Origin of the sequence: Metasolibacillus meyeri (assembly GCF_003049505.1) — a bacterium.
Lineage (GTDB): Bacteria > Bacillota > Bacilli > Bacillales_A > Planococcaceae > Metasolibacillus > Metasolibacillus meyeri.
On the sequence record NZ_PYWN01000073.1, the window covers coordinates 1 to 21,715 of the forward strand.

At 36.6% G+C, this 21,715-nt stretch carries 20 protein-coding genes; 3 read left to right on the plus strand and 17 right to left on the minus strand.

The window, feature by feature from the left end; translation table 11 throughout:
- Window positions 1–89 precede the first annotated feature (89 nt).
- The 9 genes from C9J34_RS11405 to C9J34_RS11445 all read right to left on the minus strand — a co-directional run bounded on the left by C9J34_RS11405 (window position 90) and on the right by C9J34_RS11445 (window position 10,806).
- Window positions 90–299, minus strand: a complete 210-nt coding sequence (locus C9J34_RS11405) for a DUF1540 domain-containing protein (protein WP_107840000.1) — start codon at window positions 297–299, stop codon at window positions 90–92.
- 285 nt (window positions 300–584) lie between these two features.
- Window positions 585–1,904, minus strand: coding sequence for a Spo0B domain-containing protein (locus tag C9J34_RS11410; protein ID WP_107840025.1), 1,320 nt, complete (start codon window positions 1,902–1,904; stop codon window positions 585–587).
- A gap of 519 nt (window positions 1,905–2,423) precedes the next feature.
- Entirely contained in the window at window positions 2,424–3,935 is a 1,512-nt protein-coding gene (locus C9J34_RS11415; RefSeq protein WP_274523360.1) for a malate:quinone oxidoreductase, read from the minus strand.
- Window positions 3,936–4,091: 156 nt separating this feature from the next.
- Window positions 4,092–5,642 (minus strand): histidine kinase N-terminal 7TM domain-containing diguanylate cyclase, encoded by a 1,551-nt coding sequence (locus tag C9J34_RS11420; RefSeq protein WP_107840001.1) that lies wholly within the window; start codon window positions 5,640–5,642, stop codon window positions 4,092–4,094.
- 48 nt (window positions 5,643–5,690) lie between these two features.
- The gene (locus C9J34_RS11425) at window positions 5,691–6,470 is read right to left on the minus strand and encodes an ABC transporter substrate-binding protein (RefSeq protein ID WP_193768977.1); all 780 of its coding nucleotides are present in this window, start codon (window positions 6,468–6,470) and stop codon (window positions 5,691–5,693) included.
- A gap of 3 nt (window positions 6,471–6,473) precedes the next feature.
- Entirely contained in the window at window positions 6,474–7,466 is a 993-nt protein-coding gene (locus C9J34_RS11430; RefSeq protein WP_107840003.1) for an MBL fold metallo-hydrolase, read from the minus strand.
- Between the two features lie 61 nt (window positions 7,467–7,527).
- Complete coding sequence (locus C9J34_RS11435) at window positions 7,528–8,223, minus strand: response regulator transcription factor (RefSeq protein WP_107840004.1); 696 nt, start codon at window positions 8,221–8,223, stop codon at window positions 7,528–7,530.
- Complete coding sequence (locus C9J34_RS11440; protein WP_107840005.1) at window positions 8,223–9,686, minus strand: sensor histidine kinase; 1,464 nt, start codon at window positions 9,684–9,686, stop codon at window positions 8,223–8,225. Before C9J34_RS11440 ends, C9J34_RS11435 begins: the two co-directional genes overlap by 1 nt.
- Window positions 9,687–9,849: 163 nt before the next feature.
- Window positions 9,850–10,806, minus strand: a complete 957-nt coding sequence (locus C9J34_RS11445; RefSeq protein ID WP_107840006.1) for a DUF4822 domain-containing protein — start codon at window positions 10,804–10,806, stop codon at window positions 9,850–9,852.
- A 560-nt stretch (window positions 10,807–11,366) separates the two neighbouring features.
- On the opposite strand from C9J34_RS11445, the gene C9J34_RS11450 reads away from it, so the two are divergent.
- The gene (locus C9J34_RS11450) at window positions 11,367–11,873 is read left to right on the plus strand and encodes a sigma-70 family RNA polymerase sigma factor (protein ID WP_107840007.1); all 507 of its coding nucleotides are present in this window, start codon (window positions 11,367–11,369) and stop codon (window positions 11,871–11,873) included.
- The gene (locus tag C9J34_RS11455) at window positions 11,870–13,171 is read left to right on the plus strand and encodes a DUF4179 domain-containing protein (protein WP_107840008.1); all 1,302 of its coding nucleotides are present in this window, start codon (window positions 11,870–11,872) and stop codon (window positions 13,169–13,171) included. The genes C9J34_RS11450 and C9J34_RS11455 overlap by 4 nt, the downstream gene beginning before the upstream one ends.
- A 27-nt stretch (window positions 13,172–13,198) precedes the next feature.
- Here the strand turns inward: C9J34_RS11455 and C9J34_RS11460 are convergent, their stop codons facing one another.
- The 5 genes from C9J34_RS11460 to C9J34_RS11480 all read right to left on the minus strand — a co-directional run bounded on the left by C9J34_RS11460 (window position 13,199) and on the right by C9J34_RS11480 (window position 17,374).
- The gene (locus tag C9J34_RS11460; protein ID WP_107840009.1) at window positions 13,199–14,113 is read right to left on the minus strand and encodes a hypothetical protein; all 915 of its coding nucleotides are present in this window, start codon (window positions 14,111–14,113) and stop codon (window positions 13,199–13,201) included.
- On the minus strand, window positions 14,106–14,597 hold the full coding sequence (locus tag C9J34_RS11465) for an RNA polymerase sigma factor (RefSeq protein ID WP_107840010.1): 492 nt from the start codon (window positions 14,595–14,597) through the stop codon (window positions 14,106–14,108). The genes C9J34_RS11460 and C9J34_RS11465 overlap by 8 nt, the downstream gene beginning before the upstream one ends.
- A 114-nt stretch (window positions 14,598–14,711) precedes the next feature.
- A complete protein-coding gene (locus tag C9J34_RS11470; RefSeq protein WP_107840011.1) occupies window positions 14,712–15,809 on the minus strand; it encodes a DUF4179 domain-containing protein in 1,098 nt (365 codons plus the stop codon).
- Window positions 15,806–16,360 (minus strand): sigma-70 family RNA polymerase sigma factor, encoded by a 555-nt coding sequence (locus C9J34_RS11475; protein WP_107840012.1) that lies wholly within the window; start codon window positions 16,358–16,360, stop codon window positions 15,806–15,808. The genes C9J34_RS11470 and C9J34_RS11475 overlap by 4 nt, the downstream gene beginning before the upstream one ends.
- 108 nt (window positions 16,361–16,468) lie before the next feature.
- Complete coding sequence (locus tag C9J34_RS11480) at window positions 16,469–17,374, minus strand: ferrochelatase (protein WP_107840013.1); 906 nt, start codon at window positions 17,372–17,374, stop codon at window positions 16,469–16,471.
- A gap of 200 nt (window positions 17,375–17,574) precedes the next feature.
- Between C9J34_RS11480 and C9J34_RS11485 the strand changes: the two genes are divergently transcribed.
- Entirely contained in the window at window positions 17,575–17,889 is a 315-nt protein-coding gene (locus C9J34_RS11485) for an antibiotic biosynthesis monooxygenase (RefSeq protein WP_107840014.1), read from the plus strand.
- A gap of 146 nt (window positions 17,890–18,035) precedes the next feature.
- Here C9J34_RS11485 and C9J34_RS11490 read toward each other — a convergent pair whose 3' ends face one another.
- The 3 genes from C9J34_RS11490 to C9J34_RS11500 all read right to left on the minus strand — a co-directional run bounded on the left by C9J34_RS11490 (window position 18,036) and on the right by C9J34_RS11500 (window position 21,658).
- A complete protein-coding gene (locus tag C9J34_RS11490) occupies window positions 18,036–18,689 on the minus strand; it encodes a peptidylprolyl isomerase (RefSeq protein WP_107840015.1) in 654 nt (217 codons plus the stop codon).
- A 104-nt stretch (window positions 18,690–18,793) separates the two neighbouring features.
- Complete coding sequence (locus tag C9J34_RS11495; RefSeq protein WP_107840016.1) at window positions 18,794–19,531, minus strand: class I SAM-dependent methyltransferase; 738 nt, start codon at window positions 19,529–19,531, stop codon at window positions 18,794–18,796.
- Window positions 19,532–19,816: 285 nt separating this feature from the next.
- Complete coding sequence (locus C9J34_RS11500; RefSeq protein ID WP_107840017.1) at window positions 19,817–21,658, minus strand: leucine-rich repeat domain-containing protein; 1,842 nt, start codon at window positions 21,656–21,658, stop codon at window positions 19,817–19,819.
- Window positions 21,659–21,715: the final 57 nt, after the last annotated feature.

Here is a 21,715-nt window from a genome sequence, read left to right on the forward strand (position 1 = left end):
TCGCTGACGTTACACTTTCGCGACAGGAGAAGATTTGCTGAATCAAGTTAAAATCAAGCGCACTTAATATTAAGGCGCTTGATTCCATGCTATACATTTTTAGGTTTGAATGTTTTGCAACACGTCTCAAATGAATGACGTGCTTGCTCACGGGCATTCTGGAAATCAAAATCTCCTGCAAACTCTGTTTGATTTTCACGATGGTTCATATCGACTTGAATTCGCTCTGCACTACACAAATCACCCTCGGCATGAAAGAAACAATTGGAAACTGTACAGTTCACTTCTACTTGTGGCATTGTTCTCCTCCTTCTTCATATTCAATAGGAAGCGGCGTAAGCCATCCCTATCCCTTATGAAGTAGTATGCCCACTTAGAGTGACTTTCATAATCCCAAAACAAAAGTACATACTATGGAGGATTCTTAAAAATCCATCTAACCACACCATTACATTTTATTGATACCACCGAGTGTTTTCAAAACTTTAAAAGAGCGTACACTTTTTTTGGAATAAAGCATTCCTCAAAAAAACAGCTGTCTAAAAAGCAGTGCTCCGACTTACTTTCTAGACAGCTTCGTCCAGCTAAAATTTGAATGGTATTTCCACATATGCTACTGTTTCTAATTCGTTTATAGAGTACAGTGCAATTTGCCCACCATATTTTTCAACAATGCTTTTTACAATAAATAATCCTTGTCCATGTACTTTTCCTTTTTCTTCTTGCTTCGTAGAATAACCTTGCTCAAAAACCGGTACATTTGGCGAAAGTGCTGGTCCCGTATTTATTATTTGGAAAACGTATTTTTTAAAATCAACTGTACAGTTAACAGTAATTTTCCGTTTTTCCTCTGGTAAAATAGTTGTTGCATCAATCGCATTATCAATAAGATTTGATAATATTTTAATTAAATCTATTGTTTTCATATGCTCAAAAGTGCTTTGTGAGACAGTGAAACTCATGTCTATCTGGTTATTTTGCGCAGCAAGTTTCTTTGTTTGTAATAAGATGGTTAGACCCGGGTGATCGACATCTAATTTAATCGACTCCAATGTCTGTACCTCTTTGCTTAAAGCTTCCGCATACTGCTTGGCTTGCTCTGTTTCACCTAACTGTAAAAAGCCGTGTAGCACTTGAATATGATTTGTAAAATCATGTCTTAAGGAAGAAACAGATGTGATTAATGCTTTTATCTCTGTTTGATACGTATCTTCTGTATCATCAACTTCCTTTGCCAGCTCCTTTTGATACCATCGTTGTATTAAGAAAAATGAAGTAATTGTAATAATAATTAACACACCATTAAAGATAAACAACAACAGATTATTTTTTATCACATCTTTTTTAATATTGTCTAAAGAACTTGTACTTAAATCAATACCTAAATAACCAACTACTATATCATCTTCATCTGTAATCGGGACTCCTACAGTTAAATAAGTACCATACTTCGAATCCTCTACAATATCTGTCACAAAGGATGTATTATGATAGTATGCCTCTCTTACAAACTTTTGAGGTATTAAACAAATCTCACCAATAGGAAAATCATTATCCTGTCCTTCCATCGCTGGCTGTCCAACAACCATTGCTCTAGCGACATTTGGATTATCAATTTTAATTGTATAAATATATAAAGCACCCGTTTTATTTTTAGCATCGCTTAAATAATTTCTTATTGTCCAATAGTCATTATTTTTTTCTGGGTTCCTTAAAAATCTTTTATATATGCTCATATCAATAGAATTAGCGATTGATTTACCGATTGTAAGACTTTGATTAATGATGGATTCTTCCACGGTTTTCTTTACTTTCATATAGGAACTAGCAACATTTGCTGTTGTAAAAAAAAGAAGCAGTATGATTGAAATAGCCATTATAATTTTTATATTTCTATTTTTCATATACAACTATAAACCCTCTATAATTATTTTTATTCAACGAAAAATACCCATTGATATAGAAAAATCCAGTCTAATCAACTATATTCAAAATAATTGATTCGCTAGGAAAGTCCTATTTATTCATACTACTACAATTATCTAATAAATTCCTTGCATAATTTCCCATAACTCAAATATTTTTTCTCTTACTTTTTAATCAACTACAATGTAGATTTTCAAGCGAGCACCTAAATAGGGCATCTTCTAGAAGCATTGAACCAATGTGATTTGGGTCACTCGGCCGTTGCACACATAGCATTTTTAGACCGAATTTCTCTTTTTTAGCACGCGTTCGAACATCCATTAATGAATACCTACTTAAGCATTCATCCCGCTATCTGTTGTGGTAGAAATTTTCTGGGCTTGTTGCTGACGCTTCGCTTTCGCACAATAAACATTTGTTGCTGTTGCTTTGCTTACAGTAATTGCTGAATAAAGATAAAAAACGCTTAGGAAAAGCTAATTTCCTAAGCCGTTTTCTTATTTATTAAACTGTAATGCCTCTGCTGTGGAAGCGTGAATTTCCTCTAACAGTGCTGGGTTGTCCATTAATTTTTGACCATATGATGGAATCATTTCTTTAATTTTTGGCTCCCATTTTTTCAACTCTTGTGGGAAACAACGTTTAATTACCTCCAACATAACAGGAACTGCTGTTGAGGCACCCGGAGATGCGCCTAATAATGCCGCAATTGAGCCGTCCTCTGCACTAACAACTTCCGTACCGAATTGTAGCGTTCCTTTGCCGCCTTCTGTGTCTTTAATTACTTGTACACGTTGACCAGCGACAGTTACTTCCCAATCCTCTGATTTTGCATTAGGAATGAAATCTTGCAATTCTTCCATACGTTGCTCTTTTGATAATAACAGCTGTTGAATTAAATATTTCGTTAAAGACATTTCCTTCGCACCACATGCAAGTAACGTTAAAATATTATGTGACTTAATCGATGCGAATAAGTCCATATTGGAGCCTGTTTTTAAGAACTTCGGTGAGAAGCCTGCAAACGGACCAAATAATAATGATTTTTTCCCCTCAATGTAGCGTGTATCTAAATGAGGTACAGACATCGGAGGCGCACCAACTGCTGCCTTACCGTATACTTTCGCATGATGTTGGTTAATAATTTCTTCATTCGTACACTGTAAAAATAATCCACTAATTGGGAATCCACCAATATGCTTACCTTCAGGGATACCTGTTTTTTGCAACAGCTCTAAGCTACCGCCACCTGCACCAAGGAAGACGAATTTTGCTTTATGGTATTCCATGCGACAGCCGTCTTTATCATGGACTTTTACTTCCCATGAACCATCCTTCATACGGTTGATATCATGTACGCTATGCTTGTAGTTTACTTCTACACCTTGATTTTCTAGGTTTTTAACAATCATGCGTGTTAAAGCACCAAAGTTTACGTCCGTACCTGTATCAATTTTCGTCGCTGCAATTGGCTCCGCAGACTGACGCTCATTCATAATAAGCGGAATCCATTCTTTTAGCGTTTCTGGATTATCAGAAAACTCCATCCCTTTAAATAATGGATTTTGAATCATTGTTTCAAAGCGCTTTTTCAAAAACTTTACGTTATCTGCGCCCTGCACCATACTCATATGAGGTAATGGCATAATGAAATCTTGTGGATTTTCGATTAGCTTATTTTGTACTAAATATGACCAGTACTGCATTGAAACTTGGAATTGCTCATTTACATTAATGGCTTTACTAATATCGATTGAACCATCTGATTTTTCAGAAGTGTAGTTCAGCTCACATAATGCAGCATGTCCTGTCCCTGCATTATTTAATTCGTGAGAGCTTTCCTCACCCGCTTTTTCAAGCTGCTCAAACATTGTAATTTTCCAATCTGGCGCTAATTCTTTAAGGATTGACCCTAAAGTAGCACTCATTATTCCGGCACCAATTAAGATAACATCTGATTGTGTATGTCTGTTACTCATTTCGACCTTCCTCATTTTATATATTAAGATTTGCAGAAAGATAGATGCACTATCTTCCTGTATCAATTATTACCTTATAGCAGTGTATCACAATTTCGCCATGATTAAAATATATACTAGCAATACGAGAGTTATCCTTACTTTTCGAGTCTAGTTGTTCATTAATAAAGCAAATAATGGCACAGCTTATTTTGTTGGTGCTTGATAGACACAATTTCGACCATTGTGCTTTGCATTATACAATGCTTTATCTGCCGCATTTAATAGCTGGTACAGCGTTTCCTCTAATTCTATTGTCGCTTCAGCTACACCTACACTAATTGTAGTACCCACTATTAAATCATCTGCTACTAATGGTGTGCTCTCTACAGCTTGGCGTATTTGATTTGCGAGCTCCTCTGCATCTACTATAGAACAATTAGATAAAGCTAGAACAAATTCTTCCCCACCATAACGTGCAAATAATGCCTTGTCTGTTAGTTGAGATTTACAAACTTGTGCAACATGTGCCAACACTAGGTCACCTACTGCATGGCCATATGTATCATTTACCTTTTTAAAATAGTCAATATCCATCAACATCACTGTAAAATGTTTATTTTGCTCCTTTGCCGCTTCATACATTTGCATACATTTATCAAAAAAAGCTCTGCGATTATAGATTTGTGTCAGTTCATCATAATAAGCTAAACGCTCTAGCTTTAGCTGCAAATCTTTTAATTCAGTAATATCATTAAAAATAAGAACTAAACCATTTTGGTGATTTGCCTGCTGCAATGCAGATAAGCGGACTTGATAAGTGCGTCCTGCTTCTGCTAGCCATATCTCTTGGCTTATAGCCGTTGCATCTAATGTATAAGGCATCGGTGTTGCCATTAGTAAATTCCAAACCTCCTGATAGCGCATCCCTAACATAGACCTTTTGAGTTTAGGAAACATCTGGCTATACGCCTGATTGAACTCAATAAGTCGATGCTGATTATCTAACACAACAACGCCATCGTTAATGCTGTTAAAAATCCTCTCTTTCGCAACAGGCATATTGCGAAACAGGCTCGATGAACGAATCGCCCATAAAAATAAGGAAGACGAAACGACTAATACTGCCGGCACAGGGTCAAATCCTTTAGGTGTTAGACCAAGTGAATATACAAGCGCTGCCGTCATTGGAATCAGTTGACTTCCCATTAATGCTATTAGTTGTGGGCGGTATATTTTATCCGTTTCTTTCCAACGAAAAAGCAATAGGAAAAAGGCTATTAACATACTAGCAAAGATAAAAGCACCATGAACGGAATACCATATTCCGATTTCCTGATGGATATAAGGCTTACCTAAAGTAGCATCAAACTCAAATACTTTATAATGAAGATGATGAAAATCGTTTGTTGCTACCATAAACAGCGTAATAATTGGAATCGCTAAAACTGCCATAAAAACTTTCTTTGTTATGTGAAATCCCAAGTATTGTACAATAAGAAGCAATCCCAGTGAAGGCGTTACCGCTATACCAAAGTATTGAAAAAAAGTCCAAACCTTAACCTCATCTAAAGAAGTAGCGAGTAAACCAAAGCCTGCAGCAAAGCAATAAACAGCAATCAAAGCTGTGTAGACCATGAACAAATAAATAATTTTTGTATAATGATGACGCTTAATTAATACATGCAAGCTTAAATAAAGGTTTAGTACACCTGCCGTCATGAAAATCGTAACAATTGTTGTTATTTGTGAATGCACAATAATCTACCCCGTTTTGATATTTGATTTTCCTATCTGTACTAGCCTCTATAACTGCTTCACAAGCTCTGTAAAATAAGCTGTAGCCTCAACCATTTTGGCACCGTACCAAAACATTTCACCATCTACTAACACAATTTTTGTATTCGGTAAAAACGCTTGAAATTCAGCGAGATATTTCTCGCTATAAGGAAACGGCTCTGATGCAAGGAAGAGTACATCAAGCTGTGCCTCTTGAAATTGCTCTTTTGACACACTCGGATAACGCCCTTCTGCTCGTGCCAATGGATTATCAAAGCCGAGACGGGCTAACACATCATTGATATACGTCGTTGCCCCTACGACCATATACGGTTTACGCCAAATAACATAAGCTGCGCGCCCTCGGTTTTGCTGTGCTAAGGAAGCAAAGCCTGCTCTGCTTGCTCCTACCAGTTCTGTCGCTTTGTCATGTCTATTTGTTAGCATACCTAACGTGTCGATAAAGCGATAGCCATCTTCAATCGACTGCACCTCCGCCACAAAAACGGGCGCAATTTGTTCTAGCTGCTTCACAATTTCCTCTGTATTTTCCTCTTTCTCCGCCAGTATTAAGTCAGGCTGTAACTGCTTAATGACATCGACATCTACTTGCTTCGTCCCACCAACAGCCGTTAATTTCTCTATTTGCCCCTTTGGAAAAATGCAATATTTCGTACGCCCAACGAGCTGTTCCTCTGCGCCTAAAGCAAATAATGTTTCTGTAATGGCAGGGCAAATGGAAATAATACGCTTAGGTTCAGATGAACATAGCACTTGTCTCCCAATATGGTCTGTTATTGTTCGCATAATTTATCTCCCCTTATTATTAAATAGCCAAACTGGGTTTTCTTTATTAATGGTAATTTTATTTTGCATTTCTCCATAATGCGTATAGCCAATAATATCTGACATCACAAAAATAAATGCTTGATCTAGCTTTGCCCCATATACCGCCTGCGCTAATTGTTGACCTGTTAACTCGCCTTGTTGCAACACTCGCTCTATACGTTGCCACTTCAGCTCCATGCGTTTCAGGCTCTGCTCTATTACTTCCTTGGTATTAGTAAAACTTGGCTGATGACCTGCAAAGACATGCGATAGCTCAAAGCTTTGCAAAGCATGAAAGGATTGCTGTTGCTGCCGCACCGTTGGTAACAGCTCCCCTTGTTCATCAAAATCCACTAGTGCATTTGGTATACTATTAGCAAAAATAACGTCACCCGCAAATAACCATTTTGTTGCTTCATCATAAAAAGCAATGGAGTCTGGTGAATGACCCGGGAAATAATGAATACATAAATCACCCAGCTTCTGTGATTGCTGCAATGGAAGTATATCTGCCTGTATTTTCAATTGTTCATGCTGCTGATAAGTTGAATTGAGTTTGGCAATACGTTGAGTAGCCGCTTCCCTATGTAATACATTATATGCTTCATACAATTGCTCGAAAAAAATAATTTTATAATGCAAAAAGTTTGTATCAAAACGCAGGCGTGGAATAGCCTTGTCACTTGCGTATACAGGGATATTTTTACATGCCACAATATCATTGACTATCCCTGTATGATCATTATGGTGATGCGTTAATAAAATTTGTGAAATATCATGCATTTGAAAGCCATAGGCCGCAAGTTGCTCCCTAAAAAAGTGCTTATAGTGCGGTTGCTCGATACCTGCATCGATTAACGTTAAGCTATAGGCATCCTCCAGTAAAAAGCAATTGATGCTGTCACGTGAATTGGGCGTTGGCTTATAAATAATTGGATACACTTTTTTGTTACCTAGTTGAATGATCGGTTCCATATATATACTCCTTAGCTAGCGAAAAGACATGTTAGATAAATTCTAACATGCCTAAGCCTATTCATGTGTTAAAGCGATAGCCGCTCCCCCAAATTGTTTCAATTGGCAGTTCAGACAATTTCCCTTTTTTTAATTTCTCTCGAACACGCCCTACATGAACAACGACTGTAAAGACATCGCCATCTAAGTCATCCATCCCCCATACTTGCCTGAACAATTGCTCCTTCGTCCAAACACGGTTCGGATGCTCCATAAAAAATATAAGCAAATCCAATTCTTTTGTTGGAAAAATCAATTCTTTGCCCAGTATAAACGCTTTACGAGCCGCCTTATCAACAACAATGCCATTAATCTCAAGTATATCTTGCTCTTGATTCACCCCTGTCAGCATATGATAACGTTTAATATGTGCCTGCACTCTTGCAACTAACTCACTTGGGCTAAATGGTTTTGTCATATAGTCATCCGCCCCTAAACCGAGACCGCGTATTTTATCAATATCTTCCTTTTTGGCGGACACAATCATTAGCGGAATATTTTTCTTCTCTCGAATTCGCCGACAAACCTCAAAACCGTCTAATGACGGTAACATAATGTCGATAACGATTAAATCAAAAGGTTCATTTACTGCACGTCTAACACCTTCCAAGCCATCTCTCACAATTTCTGCATCAATTTGATTAATTTCTAAATAATCTTTTTGTAGCTCTGCAATACTTCGGTCATCCTCAATTAATAAAACACGTGACCTTCCCATTACTTCGCCTCCTCTAATGCAATACTAACAATTGTCCCCATCATTTGCTCACTTTGAATGTCTACATTGCCACCATGTTTCTCAATAATTTGCTGGACAATTGCTAGGCCTAAGCCACTGCCACCTGTATCTGTTGTACGTGCCTCTTCCCCTCGATAAAAACGATCGAATACATACGGAAGTTGTTCTTTTGGAATACCTTGTCCATTATCAACTATGCGTAGTACGACATATGCCCCGTCTTTGTATACATCCAATAAGATGGTTAGTGGCTCATCGCCCTTTTTAAATTTCATGCTATTTTCAATTAAATTCATAATAGCACGATTCATTTGCATACGATCAATTGCAACATACAAGGGCTCTTTCGTTGTTTGCATCTGAATCGATACTTGTCTATCTATTAATTGTAGCTCTTCAACAACATGCTGTAAAAACGACACAAGATTAATACGCTCGTAGTGGAAGGTAATTGCTTCGGCATCAAGCTTAGAATATAAAAATAGTTCCTCAATCAAATGGTTTAAAGCAAGTGCTTTCGCATGAATCGTTTGCAAATACTTTTCCTGCTTCTGTGGGGTATCCGCGACACCTTCCTGCAATCCTTCTACATAGCCAATAATAGAGGTAATCGGTGTTTTTAAATCATGTGAAATGCTTGCGATAAGTTCCTTACGATTATTTTCTAAATTGCGCTGTTCCTTAATGGATGCAATTAAAGCATCACGCATATTTTCAAAATTCATTGTTAACTGCTGAATCTCTTTAGCAGTATGCTCCATTTTTTCTATAGGCGTTGCAAAAAGTTCTCCTTCTTTTAGCTCTGCCATCACTGTGCCTAAGCTTTCCAGTGGTGAAATAATAGATTTTTTCAGCAAATAGTTCATAAACGCAACACCTGCTACCGAAATACATACGATGGCCAAAATAATGACAATGCCCCATTTTGTCATAAATTCTAATAAATTATTTTCCTTTTTTAAAATGAGAAGACTACCTTTCGTTTGGTCGCTAAAATAAAAATCAAATTTAATATAGCGATACAGACGACCAACATTTTGGATTGTCCCCTTCGTTTCTAGATTATTTGCATCAAACTGTGGAAAATGGGCAATAAGTGATTTCTCTACTAATCCTTCAGAATAATAGACAATATCCTCATCTTTGCGAATAACAACACCTAATGATTTCGATTCAAAATGCTGAATATTATACGCTAAATCCTGCTCAACATAGATAATTTTATCAGGGTCTGTTTTCGCAACATTACGCAATTCTATATAGGCAAGCTCCTCATCTGCGCTTAAGGAACGTTGCTTTGCCATCTCTTGATACAACGTATTGGGTGTTGGAACAGTACCTGTTGTTACATAAAACAAAATGCAAATAATCACCAAAAGAGAGGCACTTGCAATAAAAATTCCTCCAATATATGAAATTAAAAATCTACGTTTAATTGTCATGTGCTCTCTCCTTACAAAATAGGCTTTCGGAGTCAATAAAAAACTCTTTATTCATACTTTTCTTTAAAAGTTAGCTAAATCCTTTATAATACGTTAAAACACATATAGCTGTAGAGAAAGTAGGCTAGTGCCTAACTCTCTCTACAGCATTATGGAATTTTTATTAGAAACTAAAATTAGGTTTATAGTCGCCTGTATATGGTTCATGCTCAACAAAAATAACAACATCTCCACCATTCATATTTTTCCCTATACGCTTATAGGTGAAGCGATTCGTATTTACTTCCGTTAATTCTAATGTTGCTCCATATTTATTGGTACCAATCGAAACATGCGCACGAATTTTATTTCTGTTTAGTACATCAAAATAACCATAGTCACCACGGCTTTCGCCCGTTTCTATATTGAAGAACTCATACTTACTTGTTTTCTGGTCAAATTTCGCGATACTTAGAAAATTTTGGTTATACGCTGTCACATCATTGCCTTGCTCATCAAAAACTTTTGTCCCGTTCCACAATGTCGAACCTAATATGACATCACCATCTATTGAGCGTACAATAACTCCTGTAGTTGCAGTTGATATAGCTGCATCTGTTGTAAACTCCAAGTCTTCTTTATATGGCTTGTGCTCTACAAAAACTTCAACATCATTGCCCTCTTTATCTTTCCCCATACGTTTATATGTGAAAATATTCTTTGATAGCTCTGTTAAATCAACTACAGCTTGGTAATTCATCGTCTCTGAAATTAGAATGCGTTTTTTCCCATCATTTGTAACAAAGAAAGTACCTCGATCACCACGTGTTTCGCCTGTTTTCGCATCAAAAAATTCATAATGGCCCGTTCTATAATCATACTTCGCAAGACCGATAAAGTTCATATTTTCCTCTGTTAAATCATGACCCTTAGCGTCATATACACGTGTTCCCTGCCAATGTGTACTTCCTAAAATTCTCGCTTCCATTTGTCCAAATGTTACACGATCCTTCTGTTTAACGACTTGTTGAACAGCCACTGAATCCTTGGTAGCATGTACATTTGTAACACCGTAACCTGCTGTTAATAATGCGATTGAACTCGCTACTGCTACTGTCATCATTTTAAATTTATTATTCATTGTATCCATCTCCATTTCATTTTTGTTACTTTAAGCATAACGCTCATTTCTAAACTGCTGATATCGAGAAAATAAACAAATTATAAATTATGTGCTTACGATCACTAGTGTCGAGTAAATATTAACCGCATTTCCTGTTTCATTTCTGCTTAATTGGTCAAATTCATTTGATTTTTCCGAGGGGTGGAAACTTACTTTGACATAGACTGAAAATACAATATAGGGGAAGTTTGCTATTTAACAAATGATAAAGAATTCCACGGTTGGAGGTTAGGTAAATTATGGTATTATTACCCATAAGGGATGCCATGTAAAAGTTGTTGTACTGCTAACAAGGCTGTCGCAATGCCCATGCCTTATCAGTTAGCTGTATTCCATGGAGATCACTATTCGCAGACTCGGCTAAAGAGTAAGCTTACTGCTAGTTCACTATCAATAATGGCTTTTTTCATTTCAATTTCGATACACTGTAAACAATGAAGGTTAAAATTAAGTTAAACACCGAAAAAATGAACGAAAGACACCGCCTGTGCATCTAATCAGTAAAGGAGGCATAAAAAATGGATGAAATTGAGCTTGCCAATCGGGCAATTCGCGGTGATATACCTGCACAACTTCAGCTTCTTCAGCTATATAAAGAGCCCATGTACCGCATCGCTTACAGCTATATGCGTAATGAACATGACGCCAATGATGCGTTACAAGAAATGACCTTTCAATGCTTAAAAAATATTCACAAAGTGCGAGAGGCACAATATTTTAAAACATGGCTTGTACGAATCACGATTAATACTTGCCTTATGATGCAACGCCAGCAAAAGCATGTTCTATTAACGGATATTCCTATGGACGAGCCGCAACAAATGACACAACTTTTTGAGCTAAACGATGCGATTACAAAGCTACCAATTGAACAGCAGGAGCTTATTCATTTGAAATACTTTCAAGACTTAAAAAATGGCGATATCGCAGTCGCACAAAATATTCCTGAAGGCACAGTGAAATCACGATTACATAAAACATTGAAAAAGCTCCGCCAATTGTTAAGTGAGGAGGGGACATCATGATAGAATTTAATCAACAAAAGTACGAAAAATTGTTGCAGGAAGTACCAATGGATACATTGCAGAACAATGCACAGCTCCTTGCTTTTGAACGCTATAAAAAGCAAAAACGCCGAAAGAAGCTCCTTGTCCAAACAACATTAGCAGCTGCATGCTTAATGCTATTATTTATTGGATTCATTCGCTTCTCTCCTTCATTTGCTTATGCAATTTCGCAAATTCCAACTTTGAATCCGCTCGTTAAGATGATTGTCTTAGATAAAGGGATAGAAGATATTGTTTTAAATGAATATGTAGAGGAAATAAATAATAGTCAGACCGTTTATGATAAAACATTAACGATTACGAATGTTGTAGCAGATGAATATGGCATGATTATTTCCTATAAACTACAATCCACTACAGATTTATTTGACTTACATGGAATAAGGCCCGAAGTAACCCAAAATAATGAAATGATACAAGGAAGCGTAGTTGGGGATTGGTGGATACAGCCTGAAAATACGTATGAGATTGAAAATAGCGTGCAAATCTCTGCGCATACAGCTTTAGACTATTCCTCACCGAATTTTGAGCTAACACTTGTATTAGACGATTCGCAAGCAACTACATTTACAATACCGTTTACCTTAAAAAATGAAATCAAAAAATCAAAGTATTATCCAATCAATCAGCAAATTACTGTAGATGGACAGCATTTCACTATACATGAGCTAATTATTTCACCAATTCGCTCACAGCTAAAAATGTCGCTTGATGTATCAAATACAAAGAAAATCCTATCGTTCGAAGATATACGTTTATATGATGAAAATAAGGAGGAGTGGGGGAAAATCCGCAACGGCTTCACCATGTACGGTAGCTTAGACGAACAATTTAACATCATGTTAGAAAGCAATTATTTCCGTATACCGAAAAGCTTAACAATTGAATTTAATAAAATCGAGGCAATTGCTAAAGCAGATGCAACAATTATGGTCGACTTTGAGAAAAGGCAAATGTTAAGTAAGCCCAGCTCGCTCCCTATGGAGGTAACGCTTAAAAACCATTATGAAATTGAATATACAATGGAAGCAGCTCAGCAAAATGGCTATAAAGATATTTCTTATTATTTGATTGATGCACAAGGTGATACGTACTATTCTTCTTCCAATTGGCTAAATCCACAGCAATTTGTACAATCTTTTGATCAAAGCCATGTGGAAAAGGAACTCGTTAATCCTGTTACTATCGTGATTTCTAGCTTTGAGCAATATTTAGATGGTATAGGGCGGATTGAGGTAGAGTTGGAGGACAACTAAAACAAGGGCGTGTCAACAAGACATGCCCTACATACAATACACAAATATCATCGCAAGAATCATCACAAAAAATGGCACGATAGCCAAAATAGAATAATTGAATTTGCCCTTATAATAATCGATTAATAATTTTCCTAAAAATAATAATGTCCACGCTGTCGCAACAAATAAACCATTTATCGCACCAAAATAATAATAGCTAATGCCATTAATAAACGTCCATAACACATATACGCAAAAGCCTGATAAAAAATAGGTTATTTTTGCTCGCTCTCGCTTAGGCTCCCCTTTGCTACGATAAAAATAATAAGTTCCCTTCATCCCTATCACACCAATAACGAGTAGCAATAACAATTTAACAAAGAAATTTAATGAATCTGTGTGCCCTATTATCTCACTTACTTCTTGCGCTTCCTCAATTGAAAGCACAATGGTCTGCCTTGTGTGTGCATCAACAAACATTAATTGCTGTTCCTCATATGGAAATATCGCCACTTGTACTAGCCGCCCATCAGACATTTTCAACAGGAGCTGTTTCTCTGGCAAAACCGTTATACTTTCCTTGTTTATTGAAGCTCCCTCTTCAGGCAATTGTGGAAGATACGACTCCAACATAGCTAAGTTTTGCTTGCTAATCTCTTTCTTTTGGAAATAATACCACTGCATCATATAAGACAACTCAGTAGCGCGATGTTGCACGATATAGCCTTTTTCAATCGTTCCTGCTTGCGCTGCCATATTATTCGTCGTATTAGATGTTCCATTTAAAAAGGAAGCCGATAAAATACTTACAAGCAAAATTGCAGCAACTAAGACGCTATAATATTGCTTCTTTTGTCGTTTCTGTTGCTGGCGGATGCTTGCTTGAATTGCTTGTAAAGATGTTTGCTTGCCTACCTTCGTTCTTACTGGTGCTTGCAATTGCAGTAACTCTCTATCCATGTAAATCTCCTCCCATCGCCTTTTTCAACGCAAGCATGCCGCGCTCCGTATTATTTTTCACTTTCGCTTCATTCCAACCTAAAATTTCCGCTGCCTCTTTAATCGACAAGCCTTCGATTTTCCGTAACACAATCGCCATTCGGTAATTTAACTTTAAGGATGCAATTGCTTGATACAGCTCCCTTTTCTCCTCTTCGATATGAACAAGCTGCTCTGCTGAAAGCTCAATCATTATATTTTCCTCTAGCCTCAAAAAGCGAATTCTCTTTCTACGTTTAAAATGGTCGTAGGCAATGTTGCGTGCAATCGTCCGAAGCCATGTTAAAACATTGGCATCTTCACGATACGAATGCCTTGCCTCATACGCTCGAATAAATGTTTCCTGCATCAAATCCTCTGCTAGCTGCACATCAAAGGTGATGAAATATAGAAACTGATAAATTTGCTCACTATGTATTTCGTAATGCATCTCTAATTGAAACAACCTGTCACCTCCCTTTTGATTACTTAGACGACGAAGATTTTAATTTGACTCAATATTTTTTATCATCACGTAAAAAACAAGTCCACTCTCAAAAGAGTCGACTTGTTTAATATGTCACTTCACAGGAATTTGAATAGGCGCAATTTCAAAGGATTCTTTTACTGGCACTACTTCACCCTCAATTGCATCATTTTTTACTTTATACACACCAACTATCGGCGTTATCGTAATCGATGTTGCTTTTTCATCAAAAGCTGGTAATGTAATACGTGGATAATTCATATGGAATTCACCAAAGTCCGTACTATGACTTGTTCCTCTATGGTGAATAAAATTATAATGATTCCCTACATCATCCGTTACTCTGTATTCAATTGATGCGAGTCGTACTTTGTCATATTCCTGTGCCAATAATGCCTCATCGACTAGCTCTGACATATAGAATGTCGTGGCAATCGGTGTTTTTGTTGATTTCAGCACAGCTACTTCGACACCTTCAGCTTCTATTTTTAAGCTATCCTTCTGAAATATTTGTGATTCACTCTCTAATGTCTCTAATGTAAATTCAAAAGACCAGTCCCCCGCTACTACATTATTCACATTGTTTAAATCTCTAATTTCATCTCCTTGGAATTTCACATGCACTTGCTCTGGCTTTGTGCCTTCAATTAACTGATAAACATAAATTACCGCATATTCTGTATCATTTAATTTTTGCACAATATAATTTCTGTCATAGCCACTGTACTCATATATTTCCTTAAATTCATCAACTACTACTGATTCTTGTATAGCAGGTCTCTCCCCTAAATCCTTGTCACTTTTAATTGTATAGGCAATCGTAATATTTTCGGTGTCATAAACTGCATTCGTAATCGTTACTTCAACACCGTTACTTTCCTGGCTCATACCCATAGCCGTTGAATGCTGTCCATAGTTATCAAATATATACTTGTCATTATCAACAAATAAAGAAAATACATTGCCTATAATCGGAATATTAGTAGCGAAAGCCGGGAATGCATAGCCAACTGTAATGCCTGTAGCAAGTAAAAATGTAGCAGCAGTCGCCATATATTTTGTGAAATATTTTTTCTTTTTAGCCTTGAAAATCCTTTTTTGAATACGCTCTTTTTCATGTACACTCACTTCCATAGGCTCCAAATCCATATCAATATTTAAATGATTGAATTGCTGATATAGCTTTTTCATGTCACACTTCCTCCTAAATGCATTTGTTTTAATCGCTTTTTGCCTCGATATAAGCGATTGTCAATAGCCGCCTTCGTCAAACCACAATGCTTCGCAATTTCCTCGTTTTTCATATTTAAAAAGTATTTCATTGTAAAGATATCGCGATCTAATTGCTCTAACTGACTCATCATTTTTAAGAGCTCCTCTGTAGATGCCTTTAAGAAATATTCCTCTTCAGCGGACTTCACCGTGTCACTATCCTCATTTATTTCATAAAATAATGCTGATTTTGCTAGTTTTCGTTGCTTACTAATTGCTTGAAATTTGGCGATTGTACAAAGCCATTTTCTAAAATCCTCTTGATTACCTTCAAATTGCCTCGCATTTTCATAGGCTCCTAAAAATGTATCACTAATACATTCCTCGATACTTTGGGGATCATTATAAGATTTTAAAGCATTGTAAATAATCGCTTTGACAATGCCGATATATTCATCTATCACATATTGCAGTGCTTCTTCTCTTTTTTTCTTCAAATGCTTAATAAAGTTGTCACTTGTAATTCTCATACAAACATCCTTTCTTACAAAATAAAGGCCTTTACTTATAACATCGCTGGAACTCCGATTTATTCTCAAAAATAAAATAAAGCCCGAGAAACCTCTCGGACTTTAAGCTTAAATTGCTTGAATATGTTTTTCAATTAATGCCGTCAACGCCATTACTGTATCAAAGCTATCACCTAAAAATTCAGAAGTTGCAAAGCTAACATTTAGCTCTGTTGCTAGTTTTCGACATTCTTCATTAATTTCACTATATGATTCCACATCAGCGCTAACACTTAATAATTCACATGTGACAAAGCCTTCTGCCCCTTCAGCTTGTAAGCTTTTCATTGCGTCCTTCACATTCGGCGCTAACCAACCTTCGGATTTACCCGAACGGTAAACAGGTTGGAATCTCTCGATATTTGCTTTTTTTGCAATCGCAGCAGCAAGCTCCTCGAATTGCTTCGCGTAAAACTCACTTCGCTCTGGAACAATTGGTTGACTATGTGCTGTAAAAAGTACATAGGCTGATTTTTGTGCTTCAACAGGTAGCCAATTAAATGCTCGACGAACACGCTCGGCATAAACATTAATAATACCTTCATCTAAATGCCAATTATCAATGGCTATATGACGAATATTGCTCCCTTTCACAAGCTCCGCTACCTCCGTATGTACTGCGCCTCCACCACTGACAGATAAAATCGGATTAACCGAAAGCGTCACAATGGTTCCTGCACCCGCTTGCACAGCTTCATTATACACATCCTCCACAAATGGGGCTGTATGCTTATAAGCATTGTATAAGCGAATTTCCTTATCTAATTTACTGTTTAAAGTCGTTTGCAATGCATTGGCAATACGCTCAGTGGAAGAACGAATAAAATCAGGGAAGCCTGATTTTTTAAATGCTTCTTCAATGCCTTCAAGCATCTGAGGTGGTACTGGTCTCCCATTTAAAATATGGTTGAAATATGGCTGTACATCATCAATTGACTTCGGTGCACCATAGGCATAATAAATTACTGCAATCATATCAACAACTCCTTCTCTAGCTTTACGCCTCTCATTCTATAGTTATTGATTATCATTGTCAATTAGTAATGGAGTACAAAAAATTTCTACTTCATGCTTAAAAAACTAGCAATATAACTAGAATTTTATAGGTTGCACTGTTATTATAAATAGTATTCACCAACAATTGATTATCACTCTCATTTAGAGGAGGACATATAATGTATACAGTATCAAATCGTTTTATTGTTAAAAAGGGGATGGGGCATAAAATGGCTCCTGCCTTTATTTCTGAGAAGGAGCTGCTAGATTTCGAAGGCTTTCAAAAGGTTGAGGTGAGCGTTTGTACGCAAAATGGCGAGCATGACGAAATGAATGTCATGATGTATTGGACAAGCTTAGAAAATTTCCAAACGTGGAGAGCCTCTGATTCCTTTAAAAAATTACATTCTCGTGAGGTAAAAAGCAACGGTGAATCGCCAATTATTTCAAATCAAGTCATTATCGCCGAAATCGTTGCAACATTAGCTCATTAACACAAAAGCCCAAGCTATGACGACGTTTCGTCAAATAGCTTGGGCTTTTCTTGCATTCATCCCCCTTTTATAGAAGAAGTGGGGGGACTTCTGCCGCTGTCGCTCTGCTTCCGCGCAGTAAACATTGCTGAATCAAGTTAAATCCATTATTTAATTACTTTCGGCTCTGGATACTTGAAGCCTTTTGTATCAACCTCTACCTTTTTCATTTTTTGATCTTCGATTGGCTTGTCTGAAGCATCATGTTCAACAGCAACGATTGCATCCACTACTTCCATCCCCTCAATTACTTTTCCAAAAGCAGCATATTGAGTATCAAGATAGGATGCTTCCTCTACCATAATGAAAAATTGTGATCCTGCAGAATTTGGAGGTGCTGAACGTGCCATCGAAATAACGCCACGTTCATGCGCTAAATCATTTTCAAAGTCATTTGCTAGAAACTCGCCTTCAATTTTATAGTCAGGTCCACCTGTACCATTACCTAGTGGGTCACCACCTTGAATCATAAAGCCTGGAATCACTCGGTGAAAAATCAAACCATCATAAAAGCCTTGTTCTATCAAATGAACAAAGTTCGCCACTGTATTCGGCGCTACAGTAGGTTCTAATTCAATAATGATTTTTTCATCATTGTCCATCGTAATTGTCACAATTGGATTTTCCTTAACTTCTGCGGGATAATTGGATTCAGATGCATCCTCTTTATTCTCACTATTCTTTGCCCCACAGCCTACCAAAACGAAAGTTAGCGTTAGTAGTGCAAACATCAAATAAAATTTTTTATAGCGTACAAACATTTTTCCAACTCCTTTTCCATATTTCGCATAATCAACTTTACCGCATAATCATTTTATTGTGAACTATCTACTCTCTATATACAAAAAGTATATCGTCAAGAATATTACGCCTTCCTCGCTCTCACAATTAAAAATGATGGGCGACGTAGTTCTTTTTGAATTTTAGGTAATTGGCTTATTGCTTCCTCCGTCGGCTTGGGCTCAATTATTTTTTCAATTTGTAGTCCATGCTCAATTAATGTATTTACTATCGTAGAGAATGTATGATGATACATCTCAACACCCTCAACAAACCAATGTAATTTGCGTAAGCCCTCACTCTGGTAATCATCGACAGCATAGTGCACTAGATTTTTCCCCTTATCTAAGCACCAACCCTTTTGATTCTTGCTTGCTGTCACAATTGGATGCTGAATCGAAAATAGCAAGATACCACCGCTACATAGTGTCAGGCTAATTTTTTCAATAAGCGGTGAAAATTCAGCGATATAATGGAATGCCAATGAACTGCTAATAAAATCAATAGACGCAGCAGGCACGGCAACATCCTCAAATGCCACCTGCTCAAAACTTAAATTTTCATTTGCGTGGAGGCTTCTAGCCATAGCAATCATATTAGCGGAAATATCAATACCCGTTACATGCTTTGCGCCTTGCTTAATGCAGATTGCCGCAAAATCACCCATCCCACAGCCAATGTCCAATATTATTTTATCCTTTACATTTGGCACAAGCTTGAAAAAGTTAGGCTTCTCCAACAGATTATTATAATTATTTTCCTGTGCTCTCAATGCTTTATATTGCTCAAAAAAGTCAATATTGTCATAAATATTTTGCTTCATACTTACCTCTCAATTTGTCATAACGTTATGAAGTATTTGCGCAAATTTATTATCACATAGCACTCTATTCATTAATAGACTTATAATTCAGTTTTTGATAGGATGTAGATAGAGGCATGTCTTCTTTCTCCTTTTCACTCCTCAATCGGTATTTCCTTATCAAAAAAGATGATAGAGTCAATTTCTTTATCGTTAATTACATTTTCAACCTTTTACTCAATACCACGATTCACTATGCGAAGAGTTTTTTATACTATGTAAAAAGGCTGCCCCAAAAGGACAACCTTAGTAAATGACTACACCTTTATCTAACACCGATTTATTTTGCACCGGATTCCCTAGAATGTATAGCTTTCGCAAATTTGCTAGCCTCAGCAATGGTTCAACATTATTAATTGCGTTATTTTCTAAATGCAGTACCTCAATTTGCTGCCACTTTTCCATAAAGCTTAACGATTGCAGGGAACTATCTTGCATTGTAAAGGAACGTAATGCTACCATATCAGCGAAATAAGGTACCATTTTGTTAGCATCGTTCAACCAATCGCCATGATTTATTTCAAAGGATACCTTATTCAAGGTTAAATGTTCTAGCACGTTATTCGTAAATGCTTTTTGACCTATAAAATTGAGTGAACACTTTATACAGCTTAACGTTTTGACATATTGTAAACTAAATAATTCGTTTGTTTCATCAAAAAAATATGTGTCATTTAAATATAAAGTTTGCAAGCTAGACAATTGATTGAAAGTAGGAATATTGATTAATCCCTCGCCTTTAAACGCCACAAATTGCTCTAACTGTGGAAATTTTAACAACTGCTTTATGTCGAAAACCGCTCCAAGATAAACGGATAAACTTTCTAAAGCTGGTGCTTGTAACTTTGCAACAAAATCCTCATCTAACTCTGCCTTCTTTAAATTCGGTGCAATAATGGTTGGCACAGTGCCATTGTAATAACCCTTCACTTTTAGCTCAATTATAGAAGGCAAACTTGCTAACACTTCAAGTGAATCCAGTTCGAAAACACTTTCTAAGCTGAGCTTCGTTAAAGATTGTTTATTTCGAATTGGCTCTAAATTTGTAATATACGTAGCATTTAAATGTAATGCTTGTAAATTCGGCATACTTTGTAGGAAATCGAGTGTTTTTAAATTTTTTGCATGCTCCACGCTCAGCTCACGCAATTGACTTAACGCATACAACGAGCTAAAATCCGTCGCATCCGTATAAATGATTTTTAATGTCTGTAAATTAGTAAGGGATGATAACCATGTCAAATCATCCACATAATGAATTGCAAAGGATTTTAACTTTAACTGATTCAATAAATGGAAATCCGTCACCGCCTCATTAACATATGTAATTTCTAGCGACTGCAAATTTGGAAAATCTAGCAATAAAGCAAGCTCTTGATTATTGCGAATTTGTGTAGAAAGCTCAACAATTTTTTCCTTATCTGCTATACCATTAGCCACTTTGACAAATGATTCATTGAAAGCACTTGAATAGCTTTTTAGATGAGGAAAACTTATTTGGTCACTTTGCTGAATATCATATTCATTATCTAACTTCAGCTTCGTTAATCCCACAAAAGCTTCAAAGTCCCTCTGGTCAATTCTTTCTTTATTTAAGAGCTTATCCATTAACGTATAACTGAATATTTCAGCTTGTTCATTCGAAAATGGATCATCGAAGCTATAATCAAAATGCCATTGATCCTCCGATTTTCGAGCAAAGAAATAGCGAATTGTGGCAATTTCCTCTTCCGTTGGTAGCGCCTCACCTTTATTAAAAATATCCTTTAAAAAGAACAGAAGCGCTTCACTTTCAGGCATGGTCCGAGCATCCACTTGCACGCGACTATGATTTTCTTGTTTCACATCTCCAAAAATAAAATAGGCTAAAAATGCAAAAATAATCACAAATGGAATCAACAGCAACGCCTTTAAATTTGGCTTTGGACGCGCTTCTCCATAATAATTGTTAATCGTCTGGTTAATATAATAAACTTTATTTTCTTTTAATAATAACTCCGTCTCACAGTAAGGGCACTTAATCGTTTGTCCCTCCTTATATTTCAGCTTGCCATTACAATTCGGACAATTTAGTTTTACAAATACCATTGATTTCCCTCACCTTCCTTATATGTATTAAAACAAATTTTTCCATTAATAAAAATA